Raw genomic sequence first — 24,468 nt, 5'->3', positions numbered from 1 at the left:
TCGCCGCGTCGCGTCCGCGGCGTCCCGCCTCGCTCGTTCTGGACCTACCACCAGAACGCGAACGTCACCCGGAACGTGCCGTACGCGCCGAGCGTCGAGAGCACCGGCACGACGTTCTGCATCACGATCACCCGGCCGGTCGTGCCGGGGTCGAACAGCTCGCCCGCGTCGGCCACGTCTTCGGGCTCCTCCTCGCCGATCTCGGGTGGCTCCTCGCCGGGTTCGTCGGCGGCCAGCGCGTCCTTCGAGAGCGGGGGCGTCTCCTCGCCGCGGAGCCCCTCCGAGACGGTGACGGTGCGGGTCGCCCGCCCCCAGCCGAGTCCGACGATCGACATCGTGGCGATGATGACGAAGGAGGCGGGGATGCCGATCGCCGAAAGCCCGATCACGATGCCCGAGGAGATCACCGCAACCACGATAGCCGCGGTCAGCGGCAGGGTGGTGATGTCGCTACCGAGGGTGTCGAGCGTCCGGCGCGCGATCGTGAACGCCCCGATGGTGACCGCGACGCCGCCGAGGATCATCAGCGGGTCGAGCGAGACGCCGGCCCCATAGAGCGGCGCGATCGCGTTCGCCATGTTCGACGTTCCCGCCGAGAAGGCCATGACACATGCGATGGCGACGACGACCACCGCGCCGGCCAGTTCTCGCATCGTGGTGTTCGCTCCGCGCTGGGGCGTCGGAACCGTTCCCGTTCGATCGAGTTCGAGCAGCGCCCCCTCGGTGCTCGTGATCGCGATCCAACGGTTGATCCTGGGGTAGAAGTACCGACCGACCACCATCGAGACCCAGAAGCCCACGAGCGGGGCGACGATCCACCAGATCGCGATCTCACCCATCACGGCCCAGTCGAGTTTTCCCGTGGCGACCCCGAGACCCGCGATCGCGCCCACGGCGGTCATCGACGTCGAAGCGGGGGCTCCCGAGTAGTTGCCTACGAACAGCGCGCCGCCGATGAAAAACAGGACGACGATGCTGGTCTCGATCGTGAACACGCCGGGATCAGTGAGTAAATCCTGGCCGAGTGTGTCCACGACCCGACGGCCAACGGTCCACGCGCCGAGGAAGAAAAACACCGACATCAATCCCGCCGCGCCGACCTTCGAGAGCACCCCCGCGCCGACTGCCGGGCCAAAGGCCGGGCCGGTGTTCGCACCGCCGATGTTGTAGCCGACAAAGAGCGCGACGACGAGACCCACAACGAGGAGAGGATCGACCATACCGAAAAGAGCGGGCAAGGTGGCTTAAACGACCCGCCTGGCCGGCGGTCTCTTCGAGTACGGCTCTCCAAGGGAACAACCGAGGAGGTTCGTCCTCGCTGTCCTGCAACTTCGCGCGACGATGCACGATCGACGGTATAACTATCCTCGACACCTACTCGTATGATAGACAATGAATCCGAACCGCGTCGATTCCATCGTCGACTTCACCTACGGCGTGCTGATCTTCGCCGCAGTCGCCCTGATCCTCACCGTCGGCACCGCGGTCGGCGTCGCGTTCGGCCTGGGCGTGCTCGTCGCTTACGCCATCCACGTCGGGTGGAAAATGGCCCGGTTCGACCCCCGGTGGATGACTGAGGAAACGACGAAAACGCTCGCCGAGGAAGTCAACGAGATCATGGACCGGGTCGAGGAGGTCAACGAGCGCGTCGACCGACGACCGCGCGAGGACGAGGTCGAGGAAGTGCTCACCGAGGAGGTCGACGAACGGGTCGAAGAGACGGTTTCGGAGGAGGTCGACGAGCGTGTCGAGGAAACCGTCGCCGAAGAGGTCGACGAACGGGTCGAGGAGACGGTCTCCGAAGAAGTCGACGAGGTCACGGAACGAGTGGAGGAGGTCAACGAGCGCGTCGATCGACGACCGCGCGAGGAGGAGGTCGAGGAGAAGATCGACCAACTGACCGAAGAACAGCGCGAGGAGGAGAGCCGAGACGAGGATAGCGACACGAACTGAGTCGTCGTCGCGTTCGGCCGCACGAGCCAGGCGGTCAGTACTCGGCGTTCGTCGACGGCATCGTTTTTCCCGGCACCCCCACCGCGAGGGTCGCCGCCAACGAGATCAGCGGGATCGGCGTGCGCACCATGGAGGAGGTCACCGACGATCTGGAGATCGTCGAGATCGAGGTGCGAGAGGACGCCCCGGCCGCCGGAAAACCTCTCGAACAGATCCGACTCCCCCGGGGCAGCCTCATCATCTCCGACGCCCGCGGCGGCCGGATCGGCGGGCCCGACACGGTGCTCGAAGCGGGTCATCGCTACGTGGTCGCCGTCGAGTCCGGCGTCGCCGACGAGGTGATGAACCTCCTGCGCGGGTGAGCGCGGCCGCGGGCCGGTCCGATAGTGCAGACGGGGACCGCTAGCCGTGCTCCATCCGCCACCAACGCTATTTCCCCGAGCGCCGTACGAACAGGTGATGATTCGCGTCCGGGATCTCCAGTACTCGTATGCCGGGGCGAACGAGCCCGCACTACACGGGCTCGACTTCGACGTCGAAGACGGCGAGGTGTTCGGGTTCCTCGGCCCGAGCGGGGCCGGTAAGACCACGACTCAGAAGGTGTTGATCGGTCTACTGGATGACTACGCGGGCGAGGTTCGGATGTTCGACCGTGACGTCAGCGAATGGGGGCGAGAGCTGTACGAACGTATCGGCATCTCCGCCGAGGCACCGAACCACTACCGCAAACTGACCGGACGAGAAAACCTCGAACTGTTCGCCTCGCTGTACGGCGGTGCAGCCCGCAGCCCGATCGAGTTGCTCGATCGGGTCGGAATGGCCGGCGCAGTCGATCGCCGGGTCGGCACCTACTCACGAGGGATGCAGATGCGTCTGAACTTCGTCCGGGCGCTGATTCACGAGCCCGAGTTGGTGTTCCTCGACGAACCCACCGCGGGTATCGATCCAGGGAACGCCCGTGCGGTGAAGACCGTCGTCGAGGAGCTCAGAAAAGAGGGCACAACCGTCTTCCTCACTACACACGACATGGCCGTTGCCGACCAGCTGTGTGATCGGGTGGCGTTCATCGTCGACGGCCGGCTCCCGGTGGTCGACACGCCTCGGGCGCTGAAGCTCGCTCACGGCGAACCGACCGTCGCTGTGGAATATCGCCCCGACGGAGCACTCGAACGCCGTGCGTTCCCGCTGACCTCCCTCGACGACGACCAGGCGTTCCACGACCTGTTGCGGAGCGGTCACGTCGAGACTATCCACACCGAGGAGGCCACTCTCGAGGACGTGTTCATCGCCGTGACCGGGGAGGAACTAACGTGAATGGACCTCCGAACGAGGGAGTCGCGGCCATCGAACCCGTGGTACCGGAGGCAGTGGCGTGAGCGCACTTCGGTCGATGCTGGCGTGGGACGTTCGTCTACAGAGACGCTACGGCTTCTATGCAGTCTATGCGGTTCTCACCGTGGTGTTCGTCCTCGGCCTCCGGGCGGTGGGACCCGGGCTCCGGACCGACGCCGCAGTGCTGTTGATCGTCACCGACCCGACAGTGCTTGGGTTCTATTTCATCGCTTCGATAGTGCTGTTCGAAAAAGAGGAAGGCGTGTTGGACGCGCTGACGGTGTCGCCGCTGGGCGATCGGGGCTACCTCGTCTCGAAAGTCATCTCCCTATCGCTGCTGGCGGTCGTCGCTGCAACCTCGGTCGCCGTCTTCGGACACGGCTCACCATGGGGACTGGCGATACTGGTCGTCGGCGTCGCGCTGTCGGCATCGTTGTTCGTCCTCGTGGGGTTCGTGGCCGTCGCGCGCTTCGATTCGATCAACGAGTACTTCATCAGCGCCGTCGGCTGGGGGACGATCCTGTTCCTGCCGCTGTTCGGCTACGTCGGAGTTCTCGACACGCAACTGTTCTACGTGCTGCCCGTGCAGCCGACGCTGGTGCTCGTCACGGGCGGCTTCGAGCCGCTGGCCGCGTGGGAGGTGGCCTACGGGACCGGGTACTTGCTGGTCGGCAACGCCGTCGCGTACGTGTGGGCACGTCGGGCGTTCCGGCGTCACGTCGTCCGTGGCGGTGACCCCGGAGATCAGTTCGGTCGCGGTGAAGTGCCCCGGAGCCGAGAGCGGAGCGATCGAAGCGGGCTCGCGTCTCGCTCGCCGGCTGTCGGACTGGCACTCGCGGATCTCCGCAACTGGGTCCGGGACCCGATGTTGTCGATCGCCGCCGTCGGTCCGCTCGTGCTTTCGGTGATCATCAGGTTCGGTACACCGATCGTGGCGGACATGGCAGCGCCGGTACTCGAACTTTCCCCGTACTACCCGGTAGTCGCGGGATCGATGGCGGCGTTCGGGCCTGCGATCTACGGGTTCGTCGTCGGCATGTTCGTCCTGGAGGACCGCGAGCAAGGCGTACTCGCTGCATACCGCGTGAGTCCGCTGTCGGCCCGCGGATATCTGCTGTATCGAGGAGGGACGGCGTACGTGCTGAGTCTGCTGGCGACCCTCCCGGCGCTGGCCGTCATCGGCCTGGTTCCGGTTTCACCGGCGGTCCTGATCGGGACGGCGGCCGTCAGTGTGCTCGGTGGGCCAGTCCTTGCCCTGGGGTTCGGCACGCTGGCGTCGAACACTATCGAGGGACTCGCAATCAGTAAGCTCGTCAACGTACTCGTCCTCGGTCCCGCAGTCGTCATCGCGGTGGTGCCGGAGCCACTCCAGTTCGTCGCAGGAGCACTTCCCACGTACTGGCCGGTAAAGGCCTTCGTAGCGGGCACCAGCAGCGAACCCATCTGGCCGCTGTATCTCTTCGTCGGTGGCGTTTCACACCTGCTTGTGCTCGCGTGGCTCGGACGGACGTTCGCTCGGCGGGCCGACTAACAGACCGCCGATAATCGAGTCGTTGCCGGTGTGCGTGAATGAAGGCGCTATCGAGAACCACGAACGACGTCCGACGGACGTGCTCTGCGATATCGAGGCGATGCCGAGCACGACGCTCTGATCCACTCACGCTCGGTCGAGGGGATGTACTGAGGGCACTCACTCGGCGAGTTCGATCGGCTCCCCCCGCTCGGCGCTCTCGGCGAGCGCATCCATGACAGCCATCGTGCGCTCGGCCTCGCGGGCGTCGGTTCGCGGCCGGCGGTCGTGGCGAACGCAGTCGACGAAGTGTTCGACCTGGCGGCGGTACTGGTCGATGTCGGGGAACCGTTCGATGACCTCGCGGCCGTCGACCGCGTATCGGAGCGTGGCCTGGTCGTCCTCACGCGGGACGAACGCCGGGTCGGCTTCGAGCCACCCGTTTTCGGCCTCGATCCGGTAGAACTGGGTGTCCTGGGTGTCGAAGCTACATGACACCTCGGCGGTCGCGCCCTCGGCGTATTCGAGGAGTCCCGCGAGCTGGGTGTCGACGCCGCAATCCCGGCTGTCGGCCGCGCTCGCGTACGCACGATCGGGCTCACCGAGGAACAGCCGCGCGGCGGTGACGGCGTAACACCCGACGTCCATCAGGCTCCCACCGGCGAGGTCGGGATCGAGCCGGATGTCCTCGGCGTCGCGGCCGAGCGGGAACTGGAAGGACGATTTCACGAACCGGACATCGTCGAGCTCCTCGCGGACCACCTCGACCGCGCGCTCGGTCCGGGGATGGTAACGGTACATGAACGCCTCCATCAGGGTGACGCCGCGCTCGTCGCAGTATTCACCCAGTTCGCGCGCTTCGGCCGCGTCGACGGTCAGCGGTTTCTCACAGAGGACGTGACAGCCGGCATCGGCCGCCCGCCTGGTCCACTCGGCGTGGCGGGCGTTCGGCAACGGGTTGTACACCGCCTCGATGTCGTCGTCCGCAAGCAACGCCTCGTAGGAGCCGTACGCCCGGGGAACGTCACACTCGTCGGCGAAGGCTCGGGCGCGCTCCTCGTCGCGGGAGGCGACCGCGAGCGCTTCGTGTTCCGTGGCCTCGATGGCCGGGAGCACCGCGATCCGTCCGATGTTCGCCGTGCCGAGGATGCCGAATCGCATGGCGTCACTCGACAGCGCCAGTGAGAAAAACCATCCGCCGGACGCCCGCAGCGATCTCCACCTGCGTGTCGCGTCGGTCTGGAGGCAGGGGTTCGCCTCCGACGATCCGGGATCGACGGGCGAGTTAAGACCACCCGACCCGGGTGAGGAGACATGGATCCAACGGCGGACATGGCGGCGTTCCGGCAGGCGGTCCGCTCGGGCGAGCGCGTCGTCGGCGGTTGGGTGTCGATCGGTCACCCGGCGGTCGCCGAGATCACCGGAGCGGCGGGCTACGATTTCGTGACGATCGACACGGAACACGCCGCGAACAGCATCGAGACGGTCGAGAACCTCGTCCGGGCGGTCGACGCCGCGGGCGACGCGGTCCCGATCGTCCGCCCGCCGGCCGCCGATCCGGTCGCGATCAAGCGGGTTCTCGACACCGGTGCTGGAGGGATCATGGTGCCACGGGTGGATTCCGCCGAGACGGCGGCCAGGGTCGTCGAGGCCACCCGGTATCCGCCGACGGGGGTCCGGGGGACCGCCGCGGGTCGTGCCTCGGGGTACGGCCGGACGTTCCCGACGTACCTCGAACGGGCCGACGACGTGCTGACTCGGATCATCCAGATCGAGACGGCAGCGGCGGTGGCAGCGGCCGGCGATATCGCCGGCGTCGAGGGAGTCGACGCGCTGTTCGTCGGTCCGACCGACCTCTCCGCCGCGCTCGACGTTCATCTCGACTTCGACGCCGACGACTTCCGGGCCGCGGTCGAGGAGGTGATCGACGCTGCAGCCGACGAGGACGTGCCGGTCGGAGTGTTCGCGACGGAGCCCGACCGGATCGACGACTGGCTGGCGATGGGATTCGACTTCGCGATCCTGGGGTTCGATGCGGCGTTCCTCGTGGAGCGAAACGAGACGATGCGATCGGCCTTCGAGCGAGCAGCGGCCGAATGCGACGGAACACAGCGCTAAGCGACAGTGGCAACGGTCACGGAGTCGGCAGCGGCTGTGCAAGCCGAACTCAACCAGGTACTGGAGCGGTGACGGGTTCGCTGGTTAGTCAGCGACCGACGACAGGAATCCGAAGGATCGGATCTACTGATCGTCGCGTGTGGCGAGCCCGGCGAGATGTGGCGCTTCCTCGATCACGATGTCCACGCCGAGGCGGGCGGCGTCCTCGCTGCCGGGTAGACAGAACACCGGCACGCCGTTGCCGCCGTCCTCGGTCCCGCCGCCGCTCGAACTCCGGTCGACGATCCCCGCGGTCGCACGGGTGGCGACGACCCGTGTGCCGATCTCCTCGCGCGAGAGCGCGCGGAACAGTTCGCCGAACCCGGGAAGCTCCTTCCCGAACAGCGGCCGGACGGCCTCGATGGTCACGTCGTCGGGTGTGACGCCCGTGCCACCAGTGGTGACGACGCAGTCGACGTCCTCGCGCCCGACGAGGGCGTCGACGCTGCCCTGGATGCCGTCGTGGTCGTCGTCGACGAGTTCGCGAGTGGCGACCTCGTGCTCGGTGTCCTCGATCGCGGCCGCGATCGCGTCGCCCGCGGGATCGTCCTCCAGCGTTCGGCTGGTCGAGATCGTCACGACCCCGATACCGATCGAGCCGAAATCGTGAGCGTGAGCGTGGACGGCGTCTTCGTCGTGATCGTGGGCAGCATGGTCGCCCCCGTGATCGGCGTGGCCGTGCTCGTGGTCGTCCGCGCCGTGTGCGTCGTCGGGATCGCCGCCGTCGGTGCGTCGCATGGGCGAAACTACACCTGCGCGACCAAAACCCGCCGGGTTTTTGCCCACACCGGCCGTGGTTCGGGTATGCGCGGTTCCGAACGCCGATCGGCGGGGCGTGGGGTGTCGGGATGACCGACGAGTACGTCCACGACCCGGAGGCGTTCGAGGACGCCCCGCGGAGCGAGTACGACGAGGCCGCTGCGCGCGGCGAGGACCGGTCGTTCGACTGGCGTGGCTGGGCCCTCGTCGGCGTGATCGTTTTTGCCTTCCTGATCGCACCGGGACTGATCCTCGCGATACCGTACGCCGGCGGCACGCTGAGTGCGTTCGGGCTGACGTGGCGCGACACCTTTCTCGTGCTCCCGCTGCTTCCCGCACTCGCGCTCGGACTGACGGCAGTGTGGGCGGCTGCACGGGCGTAGGGAACGATCGGTGCGAACAGTGCTGATCTGTAGATCGACGACGAGGTTTTGTTCGTACACGACAACTCCGAGACGTACGCCCCGGACGACGCGTTGCGGACGCGGATGACTCCCGAGCCGACAGTCGGTGGTCTCGGTGGCCGCTTTCAGCCACCGAGCGAACTGACGCCGACGGGGAGAGCACAACAGCGACGCATAGCGGAGCGATCACAGCGCCGTTCGACGCGGACACCGGAGCGCAACCAATGTCATCCAATCAAAGCGGACAGCCATCGAACACCGGAGGCGAGACGGATAAGAAACAGATCGTCGACGTCGAAGGCACGTCGGAGGACACGACGTCCACGAGGGCGCGGTTCTGGCTGACGAACGACATCCTCGCGATCGTCCTCACCCTCTCGTTCGTCGGGTTGTTGGCGATCGCCGGGCGGGGTATCATCGACCTGGGGGCCATCCCGGTCGAGATGCGAGTGGTCTACGTGAGTCTCGTCGGGGCCGCCGGCGTCTGGGCGTTCGGCGAGATGGCGTTCGAAACATGGGGGGGCGATCGCAGCGGTGGCGGCGGGAAATAACCACCATCCCCGGGCGGAACAGCGATACGACCGACGAACGAACACGACGAAACTCACAGCATACGATGGAATTCACCGAGAAGCTACTCGGCGACGGGGAGACGACAACGAATCGAACGACGGACGAGGGAACGGCGTCTCGAGAACGGACCGATGGCACCGGTACGGCCAGGGACGACTCCGCCGGAACGACCGAATCCCCCACGAACGACGCAGCACGCAGCGACACGTTCGCGTTCCGAGACAGCGGAGGTGCGGCGGATTCGGTCGAGACAGCGACGAAAGACGATAGCGAGCACCGCAACGACGACGGGCCGCGCGACGACGTGGCGGCCGATCTCGGAACGGAGGACAGCGGCCGAGCGAAACGCGGCAAACCGGGCCGTAACGACGGTACGTCAGCCCCACAGGACGACGTGGCTGCGGACATCGGTGTGGACGGAGCAGCGGTCGCGGGAGCCGATACGACCGCCGACGCACAGCGGACCGGCGCAGCCGACGCCTCAAGCGGTACGGCCGAGACAGGGGCGAACGACGTGTCCAGTGGCGAGACAGGGGGCGATTCAGAGACAGCAACGGCGACGTCGGCACCGGCGAGTGACGGCTCCGACCCGGAACCAGACGGAGCCACCGACGACCGCACGAGGGCCGCTACGGGGAGCACGGACGAGGATGTAGCCGCACCGATGGACGGGCGTATCCTCCACATCGCGGCGGCACAGTCGATCACCGTCACCGACGAGCGCGCCGTCCGCATCGACGGCGCACGCGACGTGTCCCTCGTTGCGGAACCGGAAACCGACCCACAGAACGAACACGCGCCGGAAACGGCAGCCACAGTGGGATCGCGGACGTAGCCCACGAGAGCGACGGGACCGACCACGATCGCCGCAGGAGAACGGTGGACGGCGTACGCGAATCGAACGGCGAGTGAATTCGATCAGAGACAACAGATGGGACACACGATCACGATCCGCGACGACGGCAACGGCGAGGCGAACAGCTACTGGGTCGCGTTCAGCGGCGACACTCGACCCGAAAAGGGGACCGTCCACGGCGCGACCACGGACGACAGCGATGGGATCACGCAGACAGCGGAGGGGTACCGAGTCGAAGGCGAAGTCTACGGCGGCCGCGACGCCTACCGCTACTACGGAAAGCGCCTCGGAATGGCGTTCGAGCATCCCGAGCGCATCCGAATCAAGATCAACGACCAGGACTGGCAGCCCCCCAGCGCGTTCGGGGAGACGATATCGTGGTCCGGCGGAAGCGGCGGTAGTGGCGGTAGCGGGAGTGGCGGTAGCGGCGGTAGCGGGAGTGGCGGTAGCGGAAGTGGCGGTAGCGGGAGTAGCGGCGGTGGCAGTAACGACGGCAGCGAAGGGAATAACAACAGCGCCAGCGGCGGTAGCGGAGGCGGCGGCAGTAGCGGGGACGGTGGCAGTAGTGGGGGCGGCGGTGGCAGCAGTGGGGACGGCGGTAGCGGTGACAGTAGCGGGAGCGGTGGCAGCGGCGGCAACTGCGACGCAGGATCGCTACCCGCAAGCGGCGACGGACCGATCGAGCGCCACGGCATCCGGTTCAAAACCGTGCTCCACGCCGTCAACGATCTCGGGATGGATCCCAACGGCAACGAGCCTATCGACGAGAAACTCAGCGACGCGGCCGCCGACTACACGCTGATCGTCTTCCCGGACGGGGCGTTCGCCAAACACGAGAAGACGGTCCACACGGGGCTCCAGAACTTCGGGCTGTGCGGGCAGGACGCGACGCGGTTCGTCGCGCCTGAAGGGTTCAACGGGAAGTTCGTGGTCATCGATCGCGGGATGAACACGCTGTTCGAGAACATCGACGTCGACCTCCGGGCGAACAACGCGACGCCCGGGCTGCATCTCGCTGCCCAGGACGGTCTCGACGTCCGACACGTCCGCTATCGCGGTCAGGGTATCCACCCCGACTCCACGCCCCGCGGAGAGGGATCGGGCAATCCCGACGTGACGAACGCGCTCAACGCTCATGTCCGCGCGCCCGACGGCACCGGCCGGGTCAAACACGTCATCGCCCACAACGCCGGCCTGATGGGGGCGTACAACGAGGGCGACGGCCGCGTCGGGATCTTCACCGGTCGGGCGAACGAGGGCACTCTCACCATCGAGGGCTGTAACATCGAGGGGTTCCCGAACAACGGTCTCTACACCAGCCGGACCAACGGCGCGGTCCAGGTCGAGGGTGGCCTGTTCCGGAACAACGACATCTCGCAGGTCCGCCTCGGCAGCGAGGGCAGCTACGTCCAGAACGCGCTGCTCGAGGTCGACATGCGGGATTCGCGCTCGCCGAACCCCGAATCGGCGCTCAACACCCGTGGCGTCCGTTTCGACGGCCCGAAATCGAAGGTCCACGGAGCCGAAGCACGCGACTCCACGATCCGGATCGCCGACACACCTCACTCCGACGGCGCGGTGGTCGCGAACCAGGACACCGGCGCGTTCGGCGTCCACAACGTCCGCATCCGGATCGATACCGGCGGCGTCCGCGGTGTGGTCGGAAAACAGCCGTGTGGCATCGGCAATCGAAGTCCACCACCGACGCCCCACGCCGCGACGATCGAGCAGGTTTCGGTCATCGGCCGAGGCGGCGCGGCCCCGGCGATCCGACTGGTCGATCGGCCGAACTCGACCATCAACGAACTCTGCGTCTCGTGTGACGGAAAGAACCGGACCGGCGTACGATGTACCGGCTCGTCCGGCACGACGGTCCGGAACTCGAACGTGAACGTGAGCGGCACGCCCGTCGAGGGAGCCGCGACCGAGAACCTCACCACCGACAAGGACTGTCCGGGCGATGAAGGAAGTACCACACAGGACGAGCCGTGGGAATTGGCGGTCGAGGCCGCGGCCGGAAAGACTGTCTACGTCCTCGGAGGCGATGGTGCAGTCGAAAAACGTGGCTCAGGAAACGGCGACGGGGGCAAGCCCGTCCTCGGCACAGCGCACGGCGAACTCGACGGAACGAAACATCGCTACCGGATCGACGGGGCCTCACGCGTTTTCGTCGCCGCCGACGGCCCGGTGACGCTCTACCGCGACGGCACCGAGGTCGGTGTGAAAGACCTCCGGACCGGTGCCTAACTGACAGTCGGTTTTCGTCCTCGTCCTCAGCCGCACTCACAACAGATCGGTGGTTCCAGCGAGGAGCGGCCGTCGCTCGATAGTCGTCGCTCGGAACACCGTGACGAGTGTTTTTGGGCGACACGACCGCGTGTCGGCCCCTCAGTCATCGATCCATCGTCGTCGAGGAACCATCGTTCGCTGCTCGATCACTTCTCGATGGTGGCTTCCGGCAGCACCCGAACGACGACGGTCACGAGACACGCCGATTCCTCGCGTTCGGGGACGTCCGCGATGTCGACGTCGAAGTAGTGGTACTCTCGACCCACCACGACGTACGTTTCGTCGCCGACGTTCGCGGCCTGACTACCCGTCTCGTCAGGCCCGATCTCACCGAAGCGGATCGGTTCGTCGGTTTCGGGGATCGGGAGAGTCGTCCCGTCGGCGGTAGCGAGCAGTTCCCCGGAGTCTGCGTGGCCGAACACCAGCTTGACCTTCTGGCTATCACGCTCGGTGATCCGTACCGGCGATCCTGTCCCGCTCACCGCTGGCCCCACGCTCTCGCTCATGGTTCGGACGTGGTTGGCCGTCGGTCGGAATAAATCGTCGCGGTAGTGCGATGCGATGCAGTGTGACGGTCGGCGGCGAAAGCTTTTGCCGGCGTCAGGAATATGTGAACTATGACCACGACCGACGAGCTCGCGTCGTTCACCGAGGCGGTTGCGTTCGACGATCTCGACGACGACACGATCGAGGAACTGAAAAAGCGCGTGCTCGACTCGGTCGGGATCGCGGTGGGTGCGCTCGGCGCGGAGCCAGTCGAGGCCGTCCGCGAGACGGTCGAAACGACTGCATCGGGCGACGCTGCCCGGCTGTGGGGATCGGCGATGCGCGCCAGTCCGACGGGAGCGGCGATGTACAACACCACGCTCACCAGATATCTGGATTTCATGGACTCGTTTCTCGCGCCCGGCGAGACCCCACATCCGAGCGACAACATCGCGAGCCTGATCGCGTGCGGTGAGCACACCGACGCCACCGGCGCGGAGCTCGTCGAGGCGATCGGCGTGAGCTACGAGATCCAGGGCGAACTCGCGTGGAACGCGCCCGTCCGCGACCGCGGGTACGATCACGTGACCCACACCGTCATCTCGGCCGCAGCGGGTGCGGGGAAGGTGCTCGGGCTCAGCCACGAGGAACTCCGGAACGCGGTCGGGATCGCCGGGACCGCCCACAACGCACTTCGAGTGACCCGCACAGGAGGAATCAACGAGTGGAAGGGCGTCGCGAGTGCGAACGCCGCCCGGAACGCGATCTATTCGGCGCTGCTCGCCAGCAACGGGATGGGCGGGCCGACGAACCTCTTCGAGGGCCAGAAGGGATGGAAACAGATCATTGCGGGCGATTTCACCGTGGATCTCGATCCCGGGTGTGGGCGCGTGTTCGACACGATGACCAAGCGCTACGTCGCCGAGACCTACGCCCAGTCCGCGGTCGAGGGCGTGATCGAACTCGCCGAGCGGGCCGACATCGATCCCGACCAGGTGAACGCGATCCGCCTCGACACCTTCCACGGCGCGAAACTCATCATCGGCGGCGGCGAGGGATCGAGATACGAGGTCGAGACGAAAGCCCAGGCCGACCACTCCCTCCCATACATGCTCGCGGCGGCGCTGATCGACCGCGAGCTCACGAACGATGCCTACGATCCCGAGCGCATTCAGCGAGAGGACGTTCAGGAACTCCTTCGAACTGTGGAGGTCAAGGAGGACGAGGAACTCACCCGGCGCTTCGAGGACGGCGAGATGCCCGCAGTCGTCGACATCGAGCTCACGAACGACGCGACCCGCCACGTCGCAAAGGACGCGTTCAGCGGCCATCCGACCGATCCGATGACGTGGGGCCAAGTAGAGACGAAGTTCCACACGATGACCGAGGAACGCTACGACGAGGATCATAGAGAACGGATCGTCGACGCCGTCAGAACCCTCGAAACCCACGATGTCGCCGATCTCGTCGCGCTACTGGGGTGATGAAGTCACCCGGTGATCACCGTCGTCACCGATCAGTAAGTGGCCGGCAATCCTCACGGAACGGGTACATCCGGAAGACCGTTCGATGCTGACGGACCCTGGGTGGTCGAGAGTAGTTCAGTCGTCGAGAACCGCATCCGTGACGTCGAGAATCTCCGCCGGATACTCCTCGTTTCGATCGATTTCGGCGGCCAGTGGCACGATTTCGGTTCGTGCGTACTCTCGCACGTCGTCCCGTAGGTCGCGCTGTGCGTCCGTCGGTCCGAATCCCATACCGGCGTATCGATGGTACGACGCTTGACTGTACGGGACGTTACCAGTGTCGCGTCGGCAACAGCGACTCCACGGGAGCCTTTCGTGGCCCGTCAGTCGTCGGGAAGATCACGGCACACGACTCGTCGTAGTCACAGAGCAGTTCGCGACAGACGCCACAAGCACTCACGACCTCGAATTCGCGATCCTCGTCCGGCAGTGGATGACGAACCGCGGCGCTGGCGGCGAACCCGTCGGCCCCGGCAATCCGAGCGGCCGAGAGCGCTGACGGCTCCGCACAGACCGACGCACGGCCGACGCCGGCGGGCTGGCTAACACCGGTGAACACATCGCCGTCGGTCGTCCGAACGGCCGCGCCGACCATGTGCGCGCCGTCGAAGTGCTCGGGATCAAATGCAGTCTCAGTCGCCTCACGGGCGTGCTCAACGAGTCGCTGGCCGGGATCGGTCAGCAGCTCCGCATCGGACGGCGGCGGCTGGACGTCCATGCCCGATCGAACGCCAGCAAGAACGAACGTCTTCCGGTCTACTCGCCTTCAGGAGACTGGACCCAGATCGTCTTCTTGTTGACGAACTCCCGGATGCCGTGGCCGGCGAGTTCGCGGCCGTACCCCGAATTCTTGATCCCACCGAACGGCACTCGGGGATCGGATTTCACGAGTTCGTTGACGAAACAACACCCCGCCTCGAACCGACGGGCGACCCGCTCGCCGCGTTCGAGGTCCTCGGTCCAGACCGAGGCACCCAGCCCGAGATCGACGTCGTTCGCGAGTTCGATCGCTTCGTCCTCGTCGGCCACCTGGAAGACCGGCGCGACCGGACCGAACGTCTCCTCGCAGGCCGCAGCGGCGTCCTCCGGGACATCGGTGAGGACGGTCGGTGGGTAGTAGAACCCCTCCCGATCCATCGGTTCGCCACCGAGTTCGAGGCTCGCCCCGTCGTCGAGCGTGCGCTCGACCTGGTCGTGGAGGTCGTTCATCAGGTCCTCGCGGGCCTGGGGGCCGATGTCGGTGTCCTCGTCGGTGGGATCGCCGATAACCAAATCCTCCATCTCGTCGGAGAACTTGCCGAGGAACTCGTCGTAGACGTCCTCGTGGACGATGAACCGCTTCGCGGCGATGCACGACTGGCCGGAGTTCAGGGTGCGCGCGCCCGCGCCGGTCGCGGCGGCGGCGTCGAGGTCGGCGTCGTCGAGCACCACGAACGGGTCGCTCCCGCCGAGTTCGAGGACGGTTTTCTTGAGTTCGCGGCCGGCGGTCTCGGCGACCGCCCGGCCGGCGTATTCGCTTCCCGTTAGCGTCGCGGCCCCTGTCTCTTATACACATCTCNAGACGTCCGCGATCGCCATCGCGCATTCGGGGACGTTCGAGGCATGCTTGAGGAGGCCGACGTTGCCAGCGGTGAGGTGGGGCGCGGCGAACCGGAACACCTGCCAGAACGGGTAGTTCCACGGCATCACCGCGAGGATCGGGCCGAGAGGCTCGTAGGAGACGAATGCGGACGCCTCGGACGCGCTCGGGAGGGCCTCGTCAGCGAGCTGCTCGCCGGCGGTCTCGGCGTAGTAGTCACACACCCATGCGCATTTCTCGACTTCCGAGAGCGCCCCCGAGATGGGTTTGCCCATCTCTCGGGTCATGACCTCGGCGTACTCGTGTTTGTTCTCGCGGAGGACGCTTGCGGCGTCGGCGAGGAGTTCGCGGCGCTCGATCATCGAGCGGTCGCGCCACGATTCGAACGCCCTGTTCGCGCGCCCGAGCGCGTCGTCGACCTCCTCGTCAGAGTGTCCCTCGACGGGTTCGAGCGCCTCGCCGGTGGCCGGGTTCACACGATCCATGCGCCGCGTTGGGACGGGGACGTAGTTGTAGTTTCGGCCTGTGATTCGTCGGCTGTTCGCATGGCGGTGCGGGCGCAGAGCGGTGCAGCGTGGCTGTGGTGCGGTTGCGGGGCGGTCCTGGCGGATCGAGGGCGAGACCGTGAGCGAAGCGAACGGTCGAGGGCTCGGGCGGTGCTGTGCGGTCACGGGGCTGTTGCGGTGCGGAAGAGCGCCAGCAGTCCTACCGTGAACGAACGAGCGGAGCGAGTGAGTGAGCGGGTGTTTTTAGTCCAGGTTTTTGGACGGGGTTTGAGGCGAGCGAAGCGAGCCGAGGACCCCGTGTAAAAAAGTGGGTGACTAGACGCCGCGACCCTGGAGCTTCTCTTCCTCGGCGAGGTCGGCGTTCGCGTCGCCTTTCATCCCCGAGCCGGCGTTCGTGGCGATCTCCGCGAGCGTCTCGGGATCGTCCCACGAGTTGGTGGCCTCGACGATCGCTTCGCCCATCGCGGCGGGGTTCTCCGCACCGAAGATGCCCGACCCGACGAAGATGCCGTCACAGCCGTGGTGCATCATCAGCGCGGCGTCCGCAGGAGTCGCGATCCCGCCAGCGGCGAAGTTCACCACGGGCAGCCGGCCGGCCTCGGCAGTCTCGTGGACGAGGTCGGCGGGGGCCTCGATCTCGCGGGCGTAGGCCTCGCGTTCCTCGTGGTTCATCCCCTCCAGCTTCCGGATCGCGCCCTTGATCGTGCGCTGGTGGTAGACTGCCTGGTTGACGTCGCCGGTGCCGGCCTCGCCCTTGGTCCGGATCATCGCCGCACCCTCGCCGATTCTCCTGAGTGCTTCGCCGAGATCGCGCGCGCCGCAGACGAACGGCGCAGTAAAGTCGCGCTTGTCGATGTGGTACTCGTCGTCGGCGGGCGTCAGAACTTCGGATTCGTCGATCATGTCGACGCCCGTGGCTTCGAGGATCTGGGCCTCCTTGGTGTGGCCGATCCGCGACTTGCCCATCACCGGGAGCGAGACCTCCTCGATGATTTCGGTCACGTCGGCGGGATCGGCCATCCGGGCGACGCCGCCGCGCTTGCGGATGTCGGCGGGGACGGCTTCGAGCGACATCACCGCCACCGCGCCGGCGTCCTCCGCGATCCGTGCCTGCTCCGCGTTCACGACGTCCATGATGACCCCGCCCTGCTGCATCCGGGCGAACCCCCGTTTCACGAGGTCGGTACCGCGCTTCAGTTCCTCCAAGTCGGTCTCGTCGGCCATGACCGGAGTTGCCGCCCGACGCACTTAACCCTCCTCTTCGGCCACAGATCGTTCGGCCGCCGAAGGCAGAAGGAACAAACGTCGCCCGCGCGAATACTGCCTCAGTCGTAACGATGATACCGCTCATGTCCCCGGCACAGATCCCCAAAGCCAGCCCGTCGTCCCCGCACGGCCGATGACGACCCACCGAGAACCGCTCGACTCGGTGAACGAGGCCATCGGCGAGACCCCGCTGGTTCGCGTTCACGCCGCCCCCGAATCGGTCCCGGTGTACGCGAAGCTCGAATCGTTCAACCCCGGCGCGAGCGTCAAGGACCGCATCGGGGAGTATATGCTCGAAGCAATGCTCGACCGTGGCGACCTCGATCCTGGTGGGACCGTGATCGAACCCACGGCCGGCAACACCGGAATCGGGATCGCGCTCGCCGCCACCCAGCTGGACGTCGAGGCGGTGTTCGTGGTGCCCGAGCGGTTCAGCCTCGAAAAGCAGCAGCTGATGCGATCGCTGGGCGCGGAGGTCGTCAACACGCCGACCGACGAGGGGATGGGCGGCGCGATCGATCGCGCCGACGAGCTCGCCGCCGAACACGAGAACGCGGTCGTCCCCCAGCAGTTCGCGAACCCGCTCAACGCCGAGGCGCACTACGCGACCACCGCCCCCGAGATCCACGACGCGCTCGACGGGCGGGTCGGTGCGGTGGTCGCAGGCTGTGGCACGGCGGGGACGCTCATGGGACTCGCACGCTACGCCCGCGAGCAGCACCCGGAGACGTTCGTTGCCGCGGTCGAACCCCAGGGATCGCGCTACGCCGAGGTCATGGGCACCGATGTCGAGGAGGGCGAGTACAAAACCGAGGGGATCGGCACGCACGACCCCTCGAAGAACGAGCTGTTCGATCCCGCGATCGTCGATCAAGTGCTTCGAGTCGGGGATCGCACCGCCCAGGACGAACTCAAACGGCTCGCACGCGAGGAAGGTCACCTCGTCGCGGCGAGCGCGGGGATGGCGAGCGTCGCCGCCCGCGACGTGGCCGAACGGATTTCGAATGGTGAGATCGACGCCCCCCACGACACGGTGGTGACGGTGTTTCCCGACTCCTCGGAGCGCTACCTCTCGAAGGGGATCTACGACGAGTTCGAGAACTGGGAAGGGTAGAAACGACAAGAGTCACGGTTCGCGCCACCCACGTCGACTCATGGCGAACAACGACGGTACGGATCACACGGACCACGACGGTCACGAGGATCACATCGAGACCCGCGCGATCCACGCCGGCCAGGCACCCGACACGGAGACGGGCGCGCTGATGACGCCGATCCACGCCAACTCCACGTACGTCCAGGACGCTCCCGGCAAGGATCGTGGCTACGAGTACTCCCGGACGGGGAATCCGACCCGCACCGACCTCGAAGCCAATCTCGCGAGCCTCGAAGGTGGCGCTCACGGTCGCGCCTTCGCGAGCGGGATGGGATCGATCAACACCGTGCTGAACCTGCTCGAAGCGGGCGATCACGTCGTGGCGGGCAACGATGTCTATGGAGGGACACACCGACTGTTCACCCAAGTCTACGAGGAGTACGATCTCGATTTCGACTTCGTCGACACCACCGATCCCGATGCGGTCGCGTCGGCAATGGGACCCGATACCGAACTTCTCTGGCTCGAAACCCCGACGAACCCCCTTATGCGAGTGGTCGACATCGCCGCGCTCGCCGACCTTGCCCACGCGAACGACGCGCTGTGTGCGGTCGACAACACCTTCGCCACGCCGTATCTCCAGCGCCCGCTCGAACACGGCGCGGACATCGTCAGTCACTCGCTGACGAAGTATCTCGGAGGGCACTCGGACGTGGTCGGCGGCGCGCTCGTGGTCGATAGCGACGACCTCGACGAACGGATCGGGTTCTACCAGAACTCTGTCGGCGCGACACCCGGTCCCTTCGAGAGCTTTCTCGTCCTCCGGGGAACCAAGACCCTCCCGGTGCGGATGGATCGCCACTGCGAGAACGCCCGTGCGCTCGCCACGTGGCTCGACGACCATCCCGACGTGAGCGAGGTGTACTACCCCGGGCTCGACTCACACCCACAGCACGACCTCGCCGCACGGCAGATGGACGACTTCGGTGGGATGTTGAGTTTCGAGCTCGACGGCAGCCTGGCGGAGGCGAGTACGGTCGTCGAGAGTACGGAGGTGTTCACGCTCGCCGAATCGTTGGGCGGCGTCGAGAGCCTGATCGAACAGCCCGCCGCGATGACCCACGCCGCGATCCCGCGCGAAGAGCGCCTCGAAGCGGGGCTGACCGACGGCCTGATTCGTGTCTCGGTGGGGATCGAACACCTCGACGACCAGCGTCGCGATCTCGACTGCGCGATCGACGCCGCACTCGACTGACCAGTCGCTGCGGTTCGGCGGTCTCGACGGCACGCCGTCTTCCGATCGGACCGCCATCGTTTTGCCACGGCCACCCTTCGACCACACAATGGCCGGAGAACCCGGTGTCGGCCCGCTCGGGCGCGTCCTCGACGGACGGGTTCCCGACCGCGACGCGCTGCCGTGGTACGTCGCGCCGGTGCCACGTGCGATCGAGGACCTCGGGTTTCGGCTCGTGTGGCTCGTCATTACGGTGAACCTCGTCGGCACGGCCTTCGGTTTCTGGTACTATCGAGTCCAGTTCGCCGGAACCCCGATCGTGATGTGGCCGTTCGTGCCCGACAGTCCGGCAGCGACGCTGTTCGTCGCGCTGTCGCTCGCGGCGTGGAAGTTCGGCTACGACCCGGAGTGGCTGAACGCGCTCGCCTTTTTCGGCTGTCTCAAACTCGGCCTCTGGACGCCGTTCGTCCAACTGTTCGTCAACGGCCCGAGTGGCATCGCGGCGTGGCTCTACTGGTTCCTGATCCTGAGCCATCTCGCGATGGCGCTGCAAGCCTTCGTGATCCATCGCTACGCCGACTTTCCGGTCGGCGCGGTCGCGGTCGCCGTGGCATGGTACGGGTTCAACGACGTGGTCGATTACTTCGTCCCGCTCGTCGGCGACTACCACCATACCCTCCTGCGCGCGGAGTTCGTCGACGGCGTGATCGGTCACTCGCTGCCTGCCCACGACCTCGCGGCGGCCGCAGCGGTGACGCTGACACTGCTCGCGACGTTTCTCGTGCTCGCGACCCGGGTGAAGAAGCTCGAAACCGGGCAGTAGTCGGTTCCGCCTCCGAGGTACTCACTCCGTTCGTGTCTCCCCGTTCGCGTGCGAGCGCACCCACAGCTCGCCGATCCGCGAGAGCCGCGTCCGGTGGGATTTCCCCTGCGCGTCCTGTTCGATGTACCCCTTCCCGCCGGGGCCGAGCCGATCGACGTTGTAGATCACTTTCGATCGGAAACTGTCGGTGTACTCCTCGGAGAGTTCGCGCGCGAGCGCCTGCGCGAGTTCGCTTACCGACTCGAACGGGCCGTCCTCGCCGAGTTTGAACAGGATCAGCTCCTCGAACGGTTTGACGTTCGAGAAGGAAGCAACGGGAAGTTCGATGATATGGCTGCCGTCGACCGCCTTCGCGCCGATGGTGGTGCCGCGCTCGTCGAACTCCGCGAGCAGGTCGCGCGCACTCCGAAGGCGCTCGTCGACGCGCTCGTCGTCGACCTCGCCGGCGAGATCCTCGAGGAGGTCGATCTGTCTGTGGAGTTCCTCGGCGAGCTCGGTTTCTAAGTACTTCTCGGGGATCGTGTAGTAGGTGTGAATCTGTCCGCGGTCCTCGCTGCGCTCGACGCCGATCGAGTGGGCGGCGGTAGCGAAAGCGAAGCTCACGGTTCGGGGCATCGCGCTGATGTTGGCCCAGACCTCCCGATCCGCGTCGAGCTCGGTGTTGATCATCTCGTAGGCCTGCTCGAACGCCGCGTCGTAGTCGTAGACGTCGTCGACGACGAACCGCTCGGTCTCCGCGCCAAGCAGGTTCCGGAAGTCCTGTTCGAGCTTCGCCGCGAGATTGCGGGAGTATTCGACGTTCGCGGCGCTCCCGACCGCGCCTTCGAGAAGGATCACGTGATCGACATCGAGTTTGTCCCGTACGAGGGGCGCGATGAGCCGGTCGTAGTCGAACCCGACCGGGACGATGTGTGTCTGCATGGTCGTTCGTTCCCCTGAGCGACGAATAAACCTTGTCGAGCGGATCGCGAACCGTCGGCGAGGATAGGTCAGTACACCCGCGCACCGTTCTCGACCTCACCCTCGGGCTGGAGATGCACGACGCCGTCGCCGTCGGCCGCGTCGACGCCGGTCACGAGACACTGGCTTTCGAAGCCCGCGATCGAAACGGTGCCGAGGTTCACGACAGCGATCACCTGGCGACCGAGGAGTTCGTCCTGCTCGTAGCGCGTCAGTCCGGCTGCCGACTGGAGGGTTTCGCCGCCGAAGTCGACGTCAAGCTTGTAGACGTCTTTTCGCGCTTCGGGGAACTCATCGACAGCGACGATCTCGCCAACGCGCATCTCCACGTCGTCGAGGAACGCTGCGGAATCGATGTCGGGTTCGTCGATGCCCATGCGTTTCGTGTGTGCGCCGGTGTCATGACTGCACCGGACCACCGTGCGGCCGGCGGCTGCGGTGTGGTTTCGGTGGCGGGAGCAGTGCGGCGGCGGTTCCTGGCGGATGAAGGGCGAGGCGCGACCAGCGGGGGAGCGCCGAGGGCTTCGACGGTGCTGTGCGGCCGCGGAGGCGGTTGCCGTGCGGTCGCGGAAAGCGCCAGCAGGTCTACCGCGAGCGAACCCCAAAGGGGTGAGCGAGCGGGTGTTTTTAGCGTAGATTTTTGCGAGGAGTGGTGCCCGCAGCGCGAGCGCAGCGAGCGCGAGGACACCCGACGAAGTAAAAAGGTACGTTCTAGAAATCGCGGCGCATCGCGATCTCGAACCAGGGACAGAGTCGGAGCTGGCGGTACCACCGCGGGTTCTCGTGGAGGTGCTCGTAGGGAACCCACAGCAGGCCGGCGACCTCGCTTTCGTCGGGGTCGAGGTCGGTATCGGCAAGCGTGGCCTTCAGCACGGTGCAGACCTCGTGCTCGATGCCTTCGTCGTAGTAGTAGCGTTTGTACTCGAAGCGATCGGTCACCCGGACCTCCTCGTACTGGTCGGCGGTGATGCCGAGCTCGTCGACGAGGCGCTCGCGAGTGGCCTCGACCTGGGTCTGGCCCTCGACTGGGTGGGAGGCGACGGTGCCATCCCAAAAGGTGTCCCAGAGGCGCTTGTCGGGGCTGCGCTGGGCGAGCAAAATGCGGCCGTCCTGATCGAAGACCATCACCGTGAACGCGCGGTGGCGGGTCCCGTCGCCGGTGTGGGCGTCGAGGCGGTTGACCGTCCCCGTCGGCTCGTCGTCGGCGTCGACCGCGATCACGTCCTGGCCGGCGTTCGGGTGGGCCGCGTCGGCGTCCGCGCTGGGTGACTCGGGCGTGCTCATGGGTGGGTCTCGCGGAGGGGACTCAAAGCGGCTTCGACTCCCGGGAGGAAGGTCGCCGCCGGAGCTGTGCGGCCGCCGATCCGAACGTCGACGAGTGGGGATCAGTCCAGCGGCTCCGGGTCGATCTCGTAGCCCTCGCCGACCCGGATCGAGAGCGCCTCGCGCTCCGCCTCGACATCGAGTTCGCGCGCCGAGAGCATCTCGCCGTCGAGGCTGAACGTTCCCGGCTCGCCGTCCCGCACGGAGATGGAGAGCGCGGCGGTTTCGAGTCGGGTGATGTTCGACGTGTCGGTCCCCAGCAGCCGCCGGATGGCAGCCTCACCGACGAGCTTCCCGGTCGGACGGTCCTCGATGATGGTGACCTCGAACCGGCCGTCCTCCATGTCGGCCTGAGTGTGGCCCTCGACGGGGAACCGGCGGCCGTTGCCGATGAGGACGAACGCCGCCTCGCCGTGCCACGACTCCTCGTCCGCGGCGGTCTCGACGTCGATCGTGAGCCCCTCGAACGACGCGGCGGTTTGGACGGTGTTCACGACGTATGCGAGTACGCCGAAGCTGTCTTTCATGTCGGCGGTGGTCTCGGAGCTCGCGTCGGCGGTCAGCCCCGCGATCGCGGAGTTGACGAACGGCCGACCGTTCGCGATCCCGCAATCGATATCGCGCGTATCGCCGGTTTCGAGCACCGCGAACGCCTCCTCGACATCGCCGACCCCGATGTTGCCGGCGAAGTTGTTGCCCGTTCCCGTCGGCACGACCCCGATAGTCGTCGAATCGAGCGCGTCGGCGTCGTAGAGGCCTCGGACCACCTCGTGGATCGTCCCGTCGCCCCCGGCGGCCGCGACGAGGTCGGCGTCGGCCGCTTCGCGGGCGAATTCGATGGCGTCGCCGGCCTCGCTGGTCTCGCGGACGGCGAAGTCGTGATCGGCGGCGAGCTCGTGGATCCGCTCGGTGTGATCGGCGCTCCCGCTCACCGGGTTCAGGACGAGCACCCGCGATCCCTCGCTCCCGGTATCGGTGGCGTGCCCGTCGGCAGCGCGGCCGCCGTCGGTGCGGATGGGGGGTTCGGGACCACGCCCTCTGCGCACCGATCGTCCGTTCATGGCCCCCTGATTGCGGACGGAACAGCAAAGGCCTGCCGGCTCCACCGTCCAGTGTGTATCGGATCGACCTCCACGCACACACGCGATTCTTCCACGGTCATCGTCGGCTCGGCGACGCCTACGACCCGCTCGGGGCCCGGCTGCTCGCCGGGACCGCACGCCTTCGCGGGCTCGACGGGGTCGCCACCACCAACCACGACTACTATCGGGAGTTCGGCGACGAACTCGCCGGCGTCGCGGTCATTCCCGGAATCGAGGTTTCGACGACGAAGGGTCACGTGCTCGTGGTCGGCCCCGATCCACCGTCCGAGACGGTGCGCGGAGAGCTCACGCCAACGGAAGTCGTCGAAATCGCCCACGATCGGGGCTGTGCCGCGATCGTCGCTCATCCCTACCGAAACTCGACGGTCAGAGAGGTCGACGCGTCGTTCGACGCCATCGAGGTCAACGGGAAACACCCCCGAACGCGGGCGTGGGTCGAACGCCTCGCCGACCGCCACGGACTCCCGATGACCGGCGGCAGCGACGTCCATTACCCCCCGGAGGTCGGCCGGGCGTACACCGCAGTCGACGTCGCCGAACCCACCCCCGAAAACGTGGTCGCAGCCATCAAGGACGGACGGGTCGAGCCACGAGTCGACGACTGGCTCCCCTACCAGGTCATCGGCCGGCTCTATCGATACATCCACGAGGAGAGCGAGCAGTTCGACCGTCCCGAGTGGGCCACCCCGGGCGTCGGCGCGCCGCCCGAGGACGACTGACGGCGCTCGTTCCG

Annotated in this window: 25 protein-coding genes and 1 pseudogene; 14 read left to right on the top strand and 12 right to left on the bottom strand. The window is 66.5% G+C overall.

Annotated elements, in window-relative coordinates:
- Positions 1 to 44: 44 nt before the first annotated feature.
- Complete coding sequence (locus C450_RS17570) at positions 45 to 1,220, bottom strand: inorganic phosphate transporter (RefSeq protein WP_049910382.1); 1,176 nt, start codon at positions 1,218 to 1,220, stop codon at positions 45 to 47.
- Between the two features lie 172 nt (positions 1,221 to 1,392).
- On the opposite strand from C450_RS17570, the gene C450_RS17565 reads away from it, so the two are divergent.
- From C450_RS17565 to C450_RS17550, 4 genes are all read left to right on the top strand, one after another.
- Positions 1,393 to 1,953 carry a hypothetical protein gene (locus tag C450_RS17565; RefSeq protein WP_005045694.1) on the top strand — a complete coding sequence of 187 codons (561 nt, stop codon included), beginning with the start codon at positions 1,393 to 1,395 and terminating at the stop codon, positions 1,951 to 1,953.
- Positions 1,954 to 2,081: 128 nt separating this feature from the next.
- Positions 2,082 to 2,315: a TrkA C-terminal domain-containing protein gene (locus tag C450_RS21295; protein WP_005045692.1), complete on the top strand. Its 234-nt coding sequence runs from the start codon at positions 2,082 to 2,084 to the stop codon at positions 2,313 to 2,315.
- 97 nt (positions 2,316 to 2,412) lie between these two features.
- The gene (locus C450_RS17555) at positions 2,413 to 3,267 is read left to right on the top strand and encodes an ABC transporter ATP-binding protein (protein WP_005045689.1); all 855 of its coding nucleotides are present in this window, start codon (positions 2,413 to 2,415) and stop codon (positions 3,265 to 3,267) included.
- Between the two features lie 58 nt (positions 3,268 to 3,325).
- Positions 3,326 to 4,816 (top strand): fluoroquinolone export ABC transporter permease subunit, encoded by a 1,491-nt coding sequence (locus C450_RS17550; protein ID WP_152424529.1) that lies wholly within the window; start codon positions 3,326 to 3,328, stop codon positions 4,814 to 4,816.
- A gap of 159 nt (positions 4,817 to 4,975) precedes the next feature.
- On the opposite strand, the gene C450_RS17545 is transcribed toward C450_RS17550, so the two are convergent.
- Positions 4,976 to 5,956, bottom strand: coding sequence for a Gfo/Idh/MocA family protein (locus tag C450_RS17545; RefSeq protein ID WP_005045685.1), 981 nt, complete (start codon positions 5,954 to 5,956; stop codon positions 4,976 to 4,978).
- A 153-nt stretch (positions 5,957 to 6,109) separates the two neighbouring features.
- Between C450_RS17545 and C450_RS17540 the strand changes: the two genes are divergently transcribed.
- Positions 6,110 to 6,913: an HpcH/HpaI aldolase family protein gene (locus tag C450_RS17540; protein WP_005045683.1), complete on the top strand. Its 804-nt coding sequence runs from the start codon at positions 6,110 to 6,112 to the stop codon at positions 6,911 to 6,913.
- A gap of 123 nt (positions 6,914 to 7,036) precedes the next feature.
- Here C450_RS17540 and C450_RS17535 read toward each other — a convergent pair whose 3' ends face one another.
- Complete coding sequence (locus C450_RS17535; RefSeq protein WP_005045682.1) at positions 7,037 to 7,690, bottom strand: MogA/MoaB family molybdenum cofactor biosynthesis protein; 654 nt, start codon at positions 7,688 to 7,690, stop codon at positions 7,037 to 7,039.
- A 110-nt stretch (positions 7,691 to 7,800) separates the two neighbouring features.
- On the opposite strand from C450_RS17535, the gene C450_RS17530 reads away from it, so the two are divergent.
- The 4 genes from C450_RS17530 to C450_RS17515 all read left to right on the top strand — a co-directional run bounded on the left by C450_RS17530 (position 7,801) and on the right by C450_RS17515 (position 11,791).
- A complete protein-coding gene (locus tag C450_RS17530) occupies positions 7,801 to 8,094 on the top strand; it encodes a hypothetical protein (protein WP_005045680.1) in 294 nt (97 codons plus the stop codon).
- Between the two features lie 245 nt (positions 8,095 to 8,339).
- On the top strand, positions 8,340 to 8,666 hold the full coding sequence (locus tag C450_RS17525; protein ID WP_005045678.1) for a hypothetical protein: 327 nt from the start codon (positions 8,340 to 8,342) through the stop codon (positions 8,664 to 8,666).
- A gap of 65 nt (positions 8,667 to 8,731) precedes the next feature.
- Positions 8,732 to 9,523, top strand: coding sequence for a hypothetical protein (locus C450_RS17520; RefSeq protein WP_005045676.1), 792 nt, complete (start codon positions 8,732 to 8,734; stop codon positions 9,521 to 9,523).
- Between the two features lie 96 nt (positions 9,524 to 9,619).
- On the top strand, positions 9,620 to 11,791 hold the full coding sequence (locus C450_RS17515) for a hypothetical protein (protein ID WP_005045673.1): 2,172 nt from the start codon (positions 9,620 to 9,622) through the stop codon (positions 11,789 to 11,791).
- A 188-nt stretch (positions 11,792 to 11,979) separates the two neighbouring features.
- Here C450_RS17515 and C450_RS17510 read toward each other — a convergent pair whose 3' ends face one another.
- Positions 11,980 to 12,339 carry a hypothetical protein gene (locus C450_RS17510; RefSeq protein WP_005045671.1) on the bottom strand — a complete coding sequence of 120 codons (360 nt, stop codon included), beginning with the start codon at positions 12,337 to 12,339 and terminating at the stop codon, positions 11,980 to 11,982.
- A gap of 111 nt (positions 12,340 to 12,450) precedes the next feature.
- Here C450_RS17510 and C450_RS17505 point away from each other — a divergent pair, with 111 nt between their 5' ends.
- The gene (locus tag C450_RS17505) at positions 12,451 to 13,803 is read left to right on the top strand and encodes an MmgE/PrpD family protein (RefSeq protein ID WP_005045669.1); all 1,353 of its coding nucleotides are present in this window, start codon (positions 12,451 to 12,453) and stop codon (positions 13,801 to 13,803) included.
- A gap of 117 nt (positions 13,804 to 13,920) precedes the next feature.
- Here C450_RS17505 and C450_RS20980 read toward each other — a convergent pair whose 3' ends face one another.
- The 4 genes and pseudogenes from C450_RS20980 to pdxS form a co-directional block, all read right to left on the bottom strand.
- Complete coding sequence (locus C450_RS20980; protein WP_005045667.1) at positions 13,921 to 14,076, bottom strand: acyl-CoA dehydrogenase family protein; 156 nt, start codon at positions 14,074 to 14,076, stop codon at positions 13,921 to 13,923.
- 40 nt (positions 14,077 to 14,116) lie between these two features.
- Positions 14,117 to 14,563 (bottom strand): cytidine deaminase, encoded by a 447-nt coding sequence (locus C450_RS17500; protein ID WP_005045665.1) that lies wholly within the window; start codon positions 14,561 to 14,563, stop codon positions 14,117 to 14,119.
- A 38-nt stretch (positions 14,564 to 14,601) separates the two neighbouring features.
- A pseudogene (locus C450_RS17495) lies at positions 14,602 to 15,909 on the bottom strand (NAD-dependent succinate-semialdehyde dehydrogenase).
- Positions 15,910 to 16,245: 336 nt separating this feature from the next.
- Positions 16,246 to 17,154, bottom strand: coding sequence for a pyridoxal 5'-phosphate synthase lyase subunit PdxS (gene pdxS, locus C450_RS17490; RefSeq protein WP_005045661.1), 909 nt, complete (start codon positions 17,152 to 17,154; stop codon positions 16,246 to 16,248).
- Between the two features lie 175 nt (positions 17,155 to 17,329).
- On the opposite strand from pdxS, the gene C450_RS17485 reads away from it, so the two are divergent.
- The 3 genes from C450_RS17485 to C450_RS17475 all read left to right on the top strand — a co-directional run bounded on the left by C450_RS17485 (position 17,330) and on the right by C450_RS17475 (position 20,349).
- The gene (locus C450_RS17485) at positions 17,330 to 18,310 is read left to right on the top strand and encodes a PLP-dependent cysteine synthase family protein (protein ID WP_005045660.1); all 981 of its coding nucleotides are present in this window, start codon (positions 17,330 to 17,332) and stop codon (positions 18,308 to 18,310) included.
- 40 nt (positions 18,311 to 18,350) lie between these two features.
- Entirely contained in the window at positions 18,351 to 19,547 is a 1,197-nt protein-coding gene (locus C450_RS17480) for a cystathionine gamma-synthase (protein ID WP_005045657.1), read from the top strand.
- A gap of 88 nt (positions 19,548 to 19,635) precedes the next feature.
- Positions 19,636 to 20,349, top strand: a complete 714-nt coding sequence (locus C450_RS17475; RefSeq protein ID WP_049910394.1) for a DUF1405 domain-containing protein — start codon at positions 19,636 to 19,638, stop codon at positions 20,347 to 20,349.
- 21 nt (positions 20,350 to 20,370) lie between these two features.
- Here the strand turns inward: C450_RS17475 and C450_RS17470 are convergent, their stop codons facing one another.
- The 4 genes from C450_RS17470 to C450_RS17455 form a co-directional block, all read right to left on the bottom strand.
- Complete coding sequence (locus tag C450_RS17470) at positions 20,371 to 21,270, bottom strand: HFX_2341 family transcriptional regulator (protein ID WP_005045652.1); 900 nt, start codon at positions 21,268 to 21,270, stop codon at positions 20,371 to 20,373.
- A gap of 68 nt (positions 21,271 to 21,338) precedes the next feature.
- Positions 21,339 to 21,686, bottom strand: a complete 348-nt coding sequence (locus tag C450_RS17465) for a tRNA-binding protein (protein WP_005045650.1) — start codon at positions 21,684 to 21,686, stop codon at positions 21,339 to 21,341.
- A gap of 334 nt (positions 21,687 to 22,020) precedes the next feature.
- Positions 22,021 to 22,593 carry an NUDIX hydrolase gene (locus C450_RS17460; RefSeq protein WP_005045647.1) on the bottom strand — a complete coding sequence of 191 codons (573 nt, stop codon included), beginning with the start codon at positions 22,591 to 22,593 and terminating at the stop codon, positions 22,021 to 22,023.
- 101 nt (positions 22,594 to 22,694) lie between these two features.
- The gene (locus tag C450_RS17455; protein ID WP_005045645.1) at positions 22,695 to 23,693 is read right to left on the bottom strand and encodes a diacylglycerol/lipid kinase family protein; all 999 of its coding nucleotides are present in this window, start codon (positions 23,691 to 23,693) and stop codon (positions 22,695 to 22,697) included.
- 53 nt (positions 23,694 to 23,746) lie between these two features.
- Between C450_RS17455 and C450_RS17450 the strand changes: the two genes are divergently transcribed.
- Positions 23,747 to 24,454 carry a CehA/McbA family metallohydrolase gene (locus tag C450_RS17450; RefSeq protein ID WP_005045644.1) on the top strand — a complete coding sequence of 236 codons (708 nt, stop codon included), beginning with the start codon at positions 23,747 to 23,749 and terminating at the stop codon, positions 24,452 to 24,454.
- Positions 24,455 to 24,468 lie beyond the last annotated feature (14 nt).

Origin of the sequence: Halococcus salifodinae DSM 8989, assembly GCF_000336935.1 — an archaeon.
Classification (GTDB): domain Archaea; phylum Halobacteriota; class Halobacteria; order Halobacteriales; family Halococcaceae; genus Halococcus; species Halococcus salifodinae.
The sequence above is the reverse complement of the archived record's forward strand: the minus strand, read 5'-3'. Positions and strand labels throughout refer to the sequence as shown.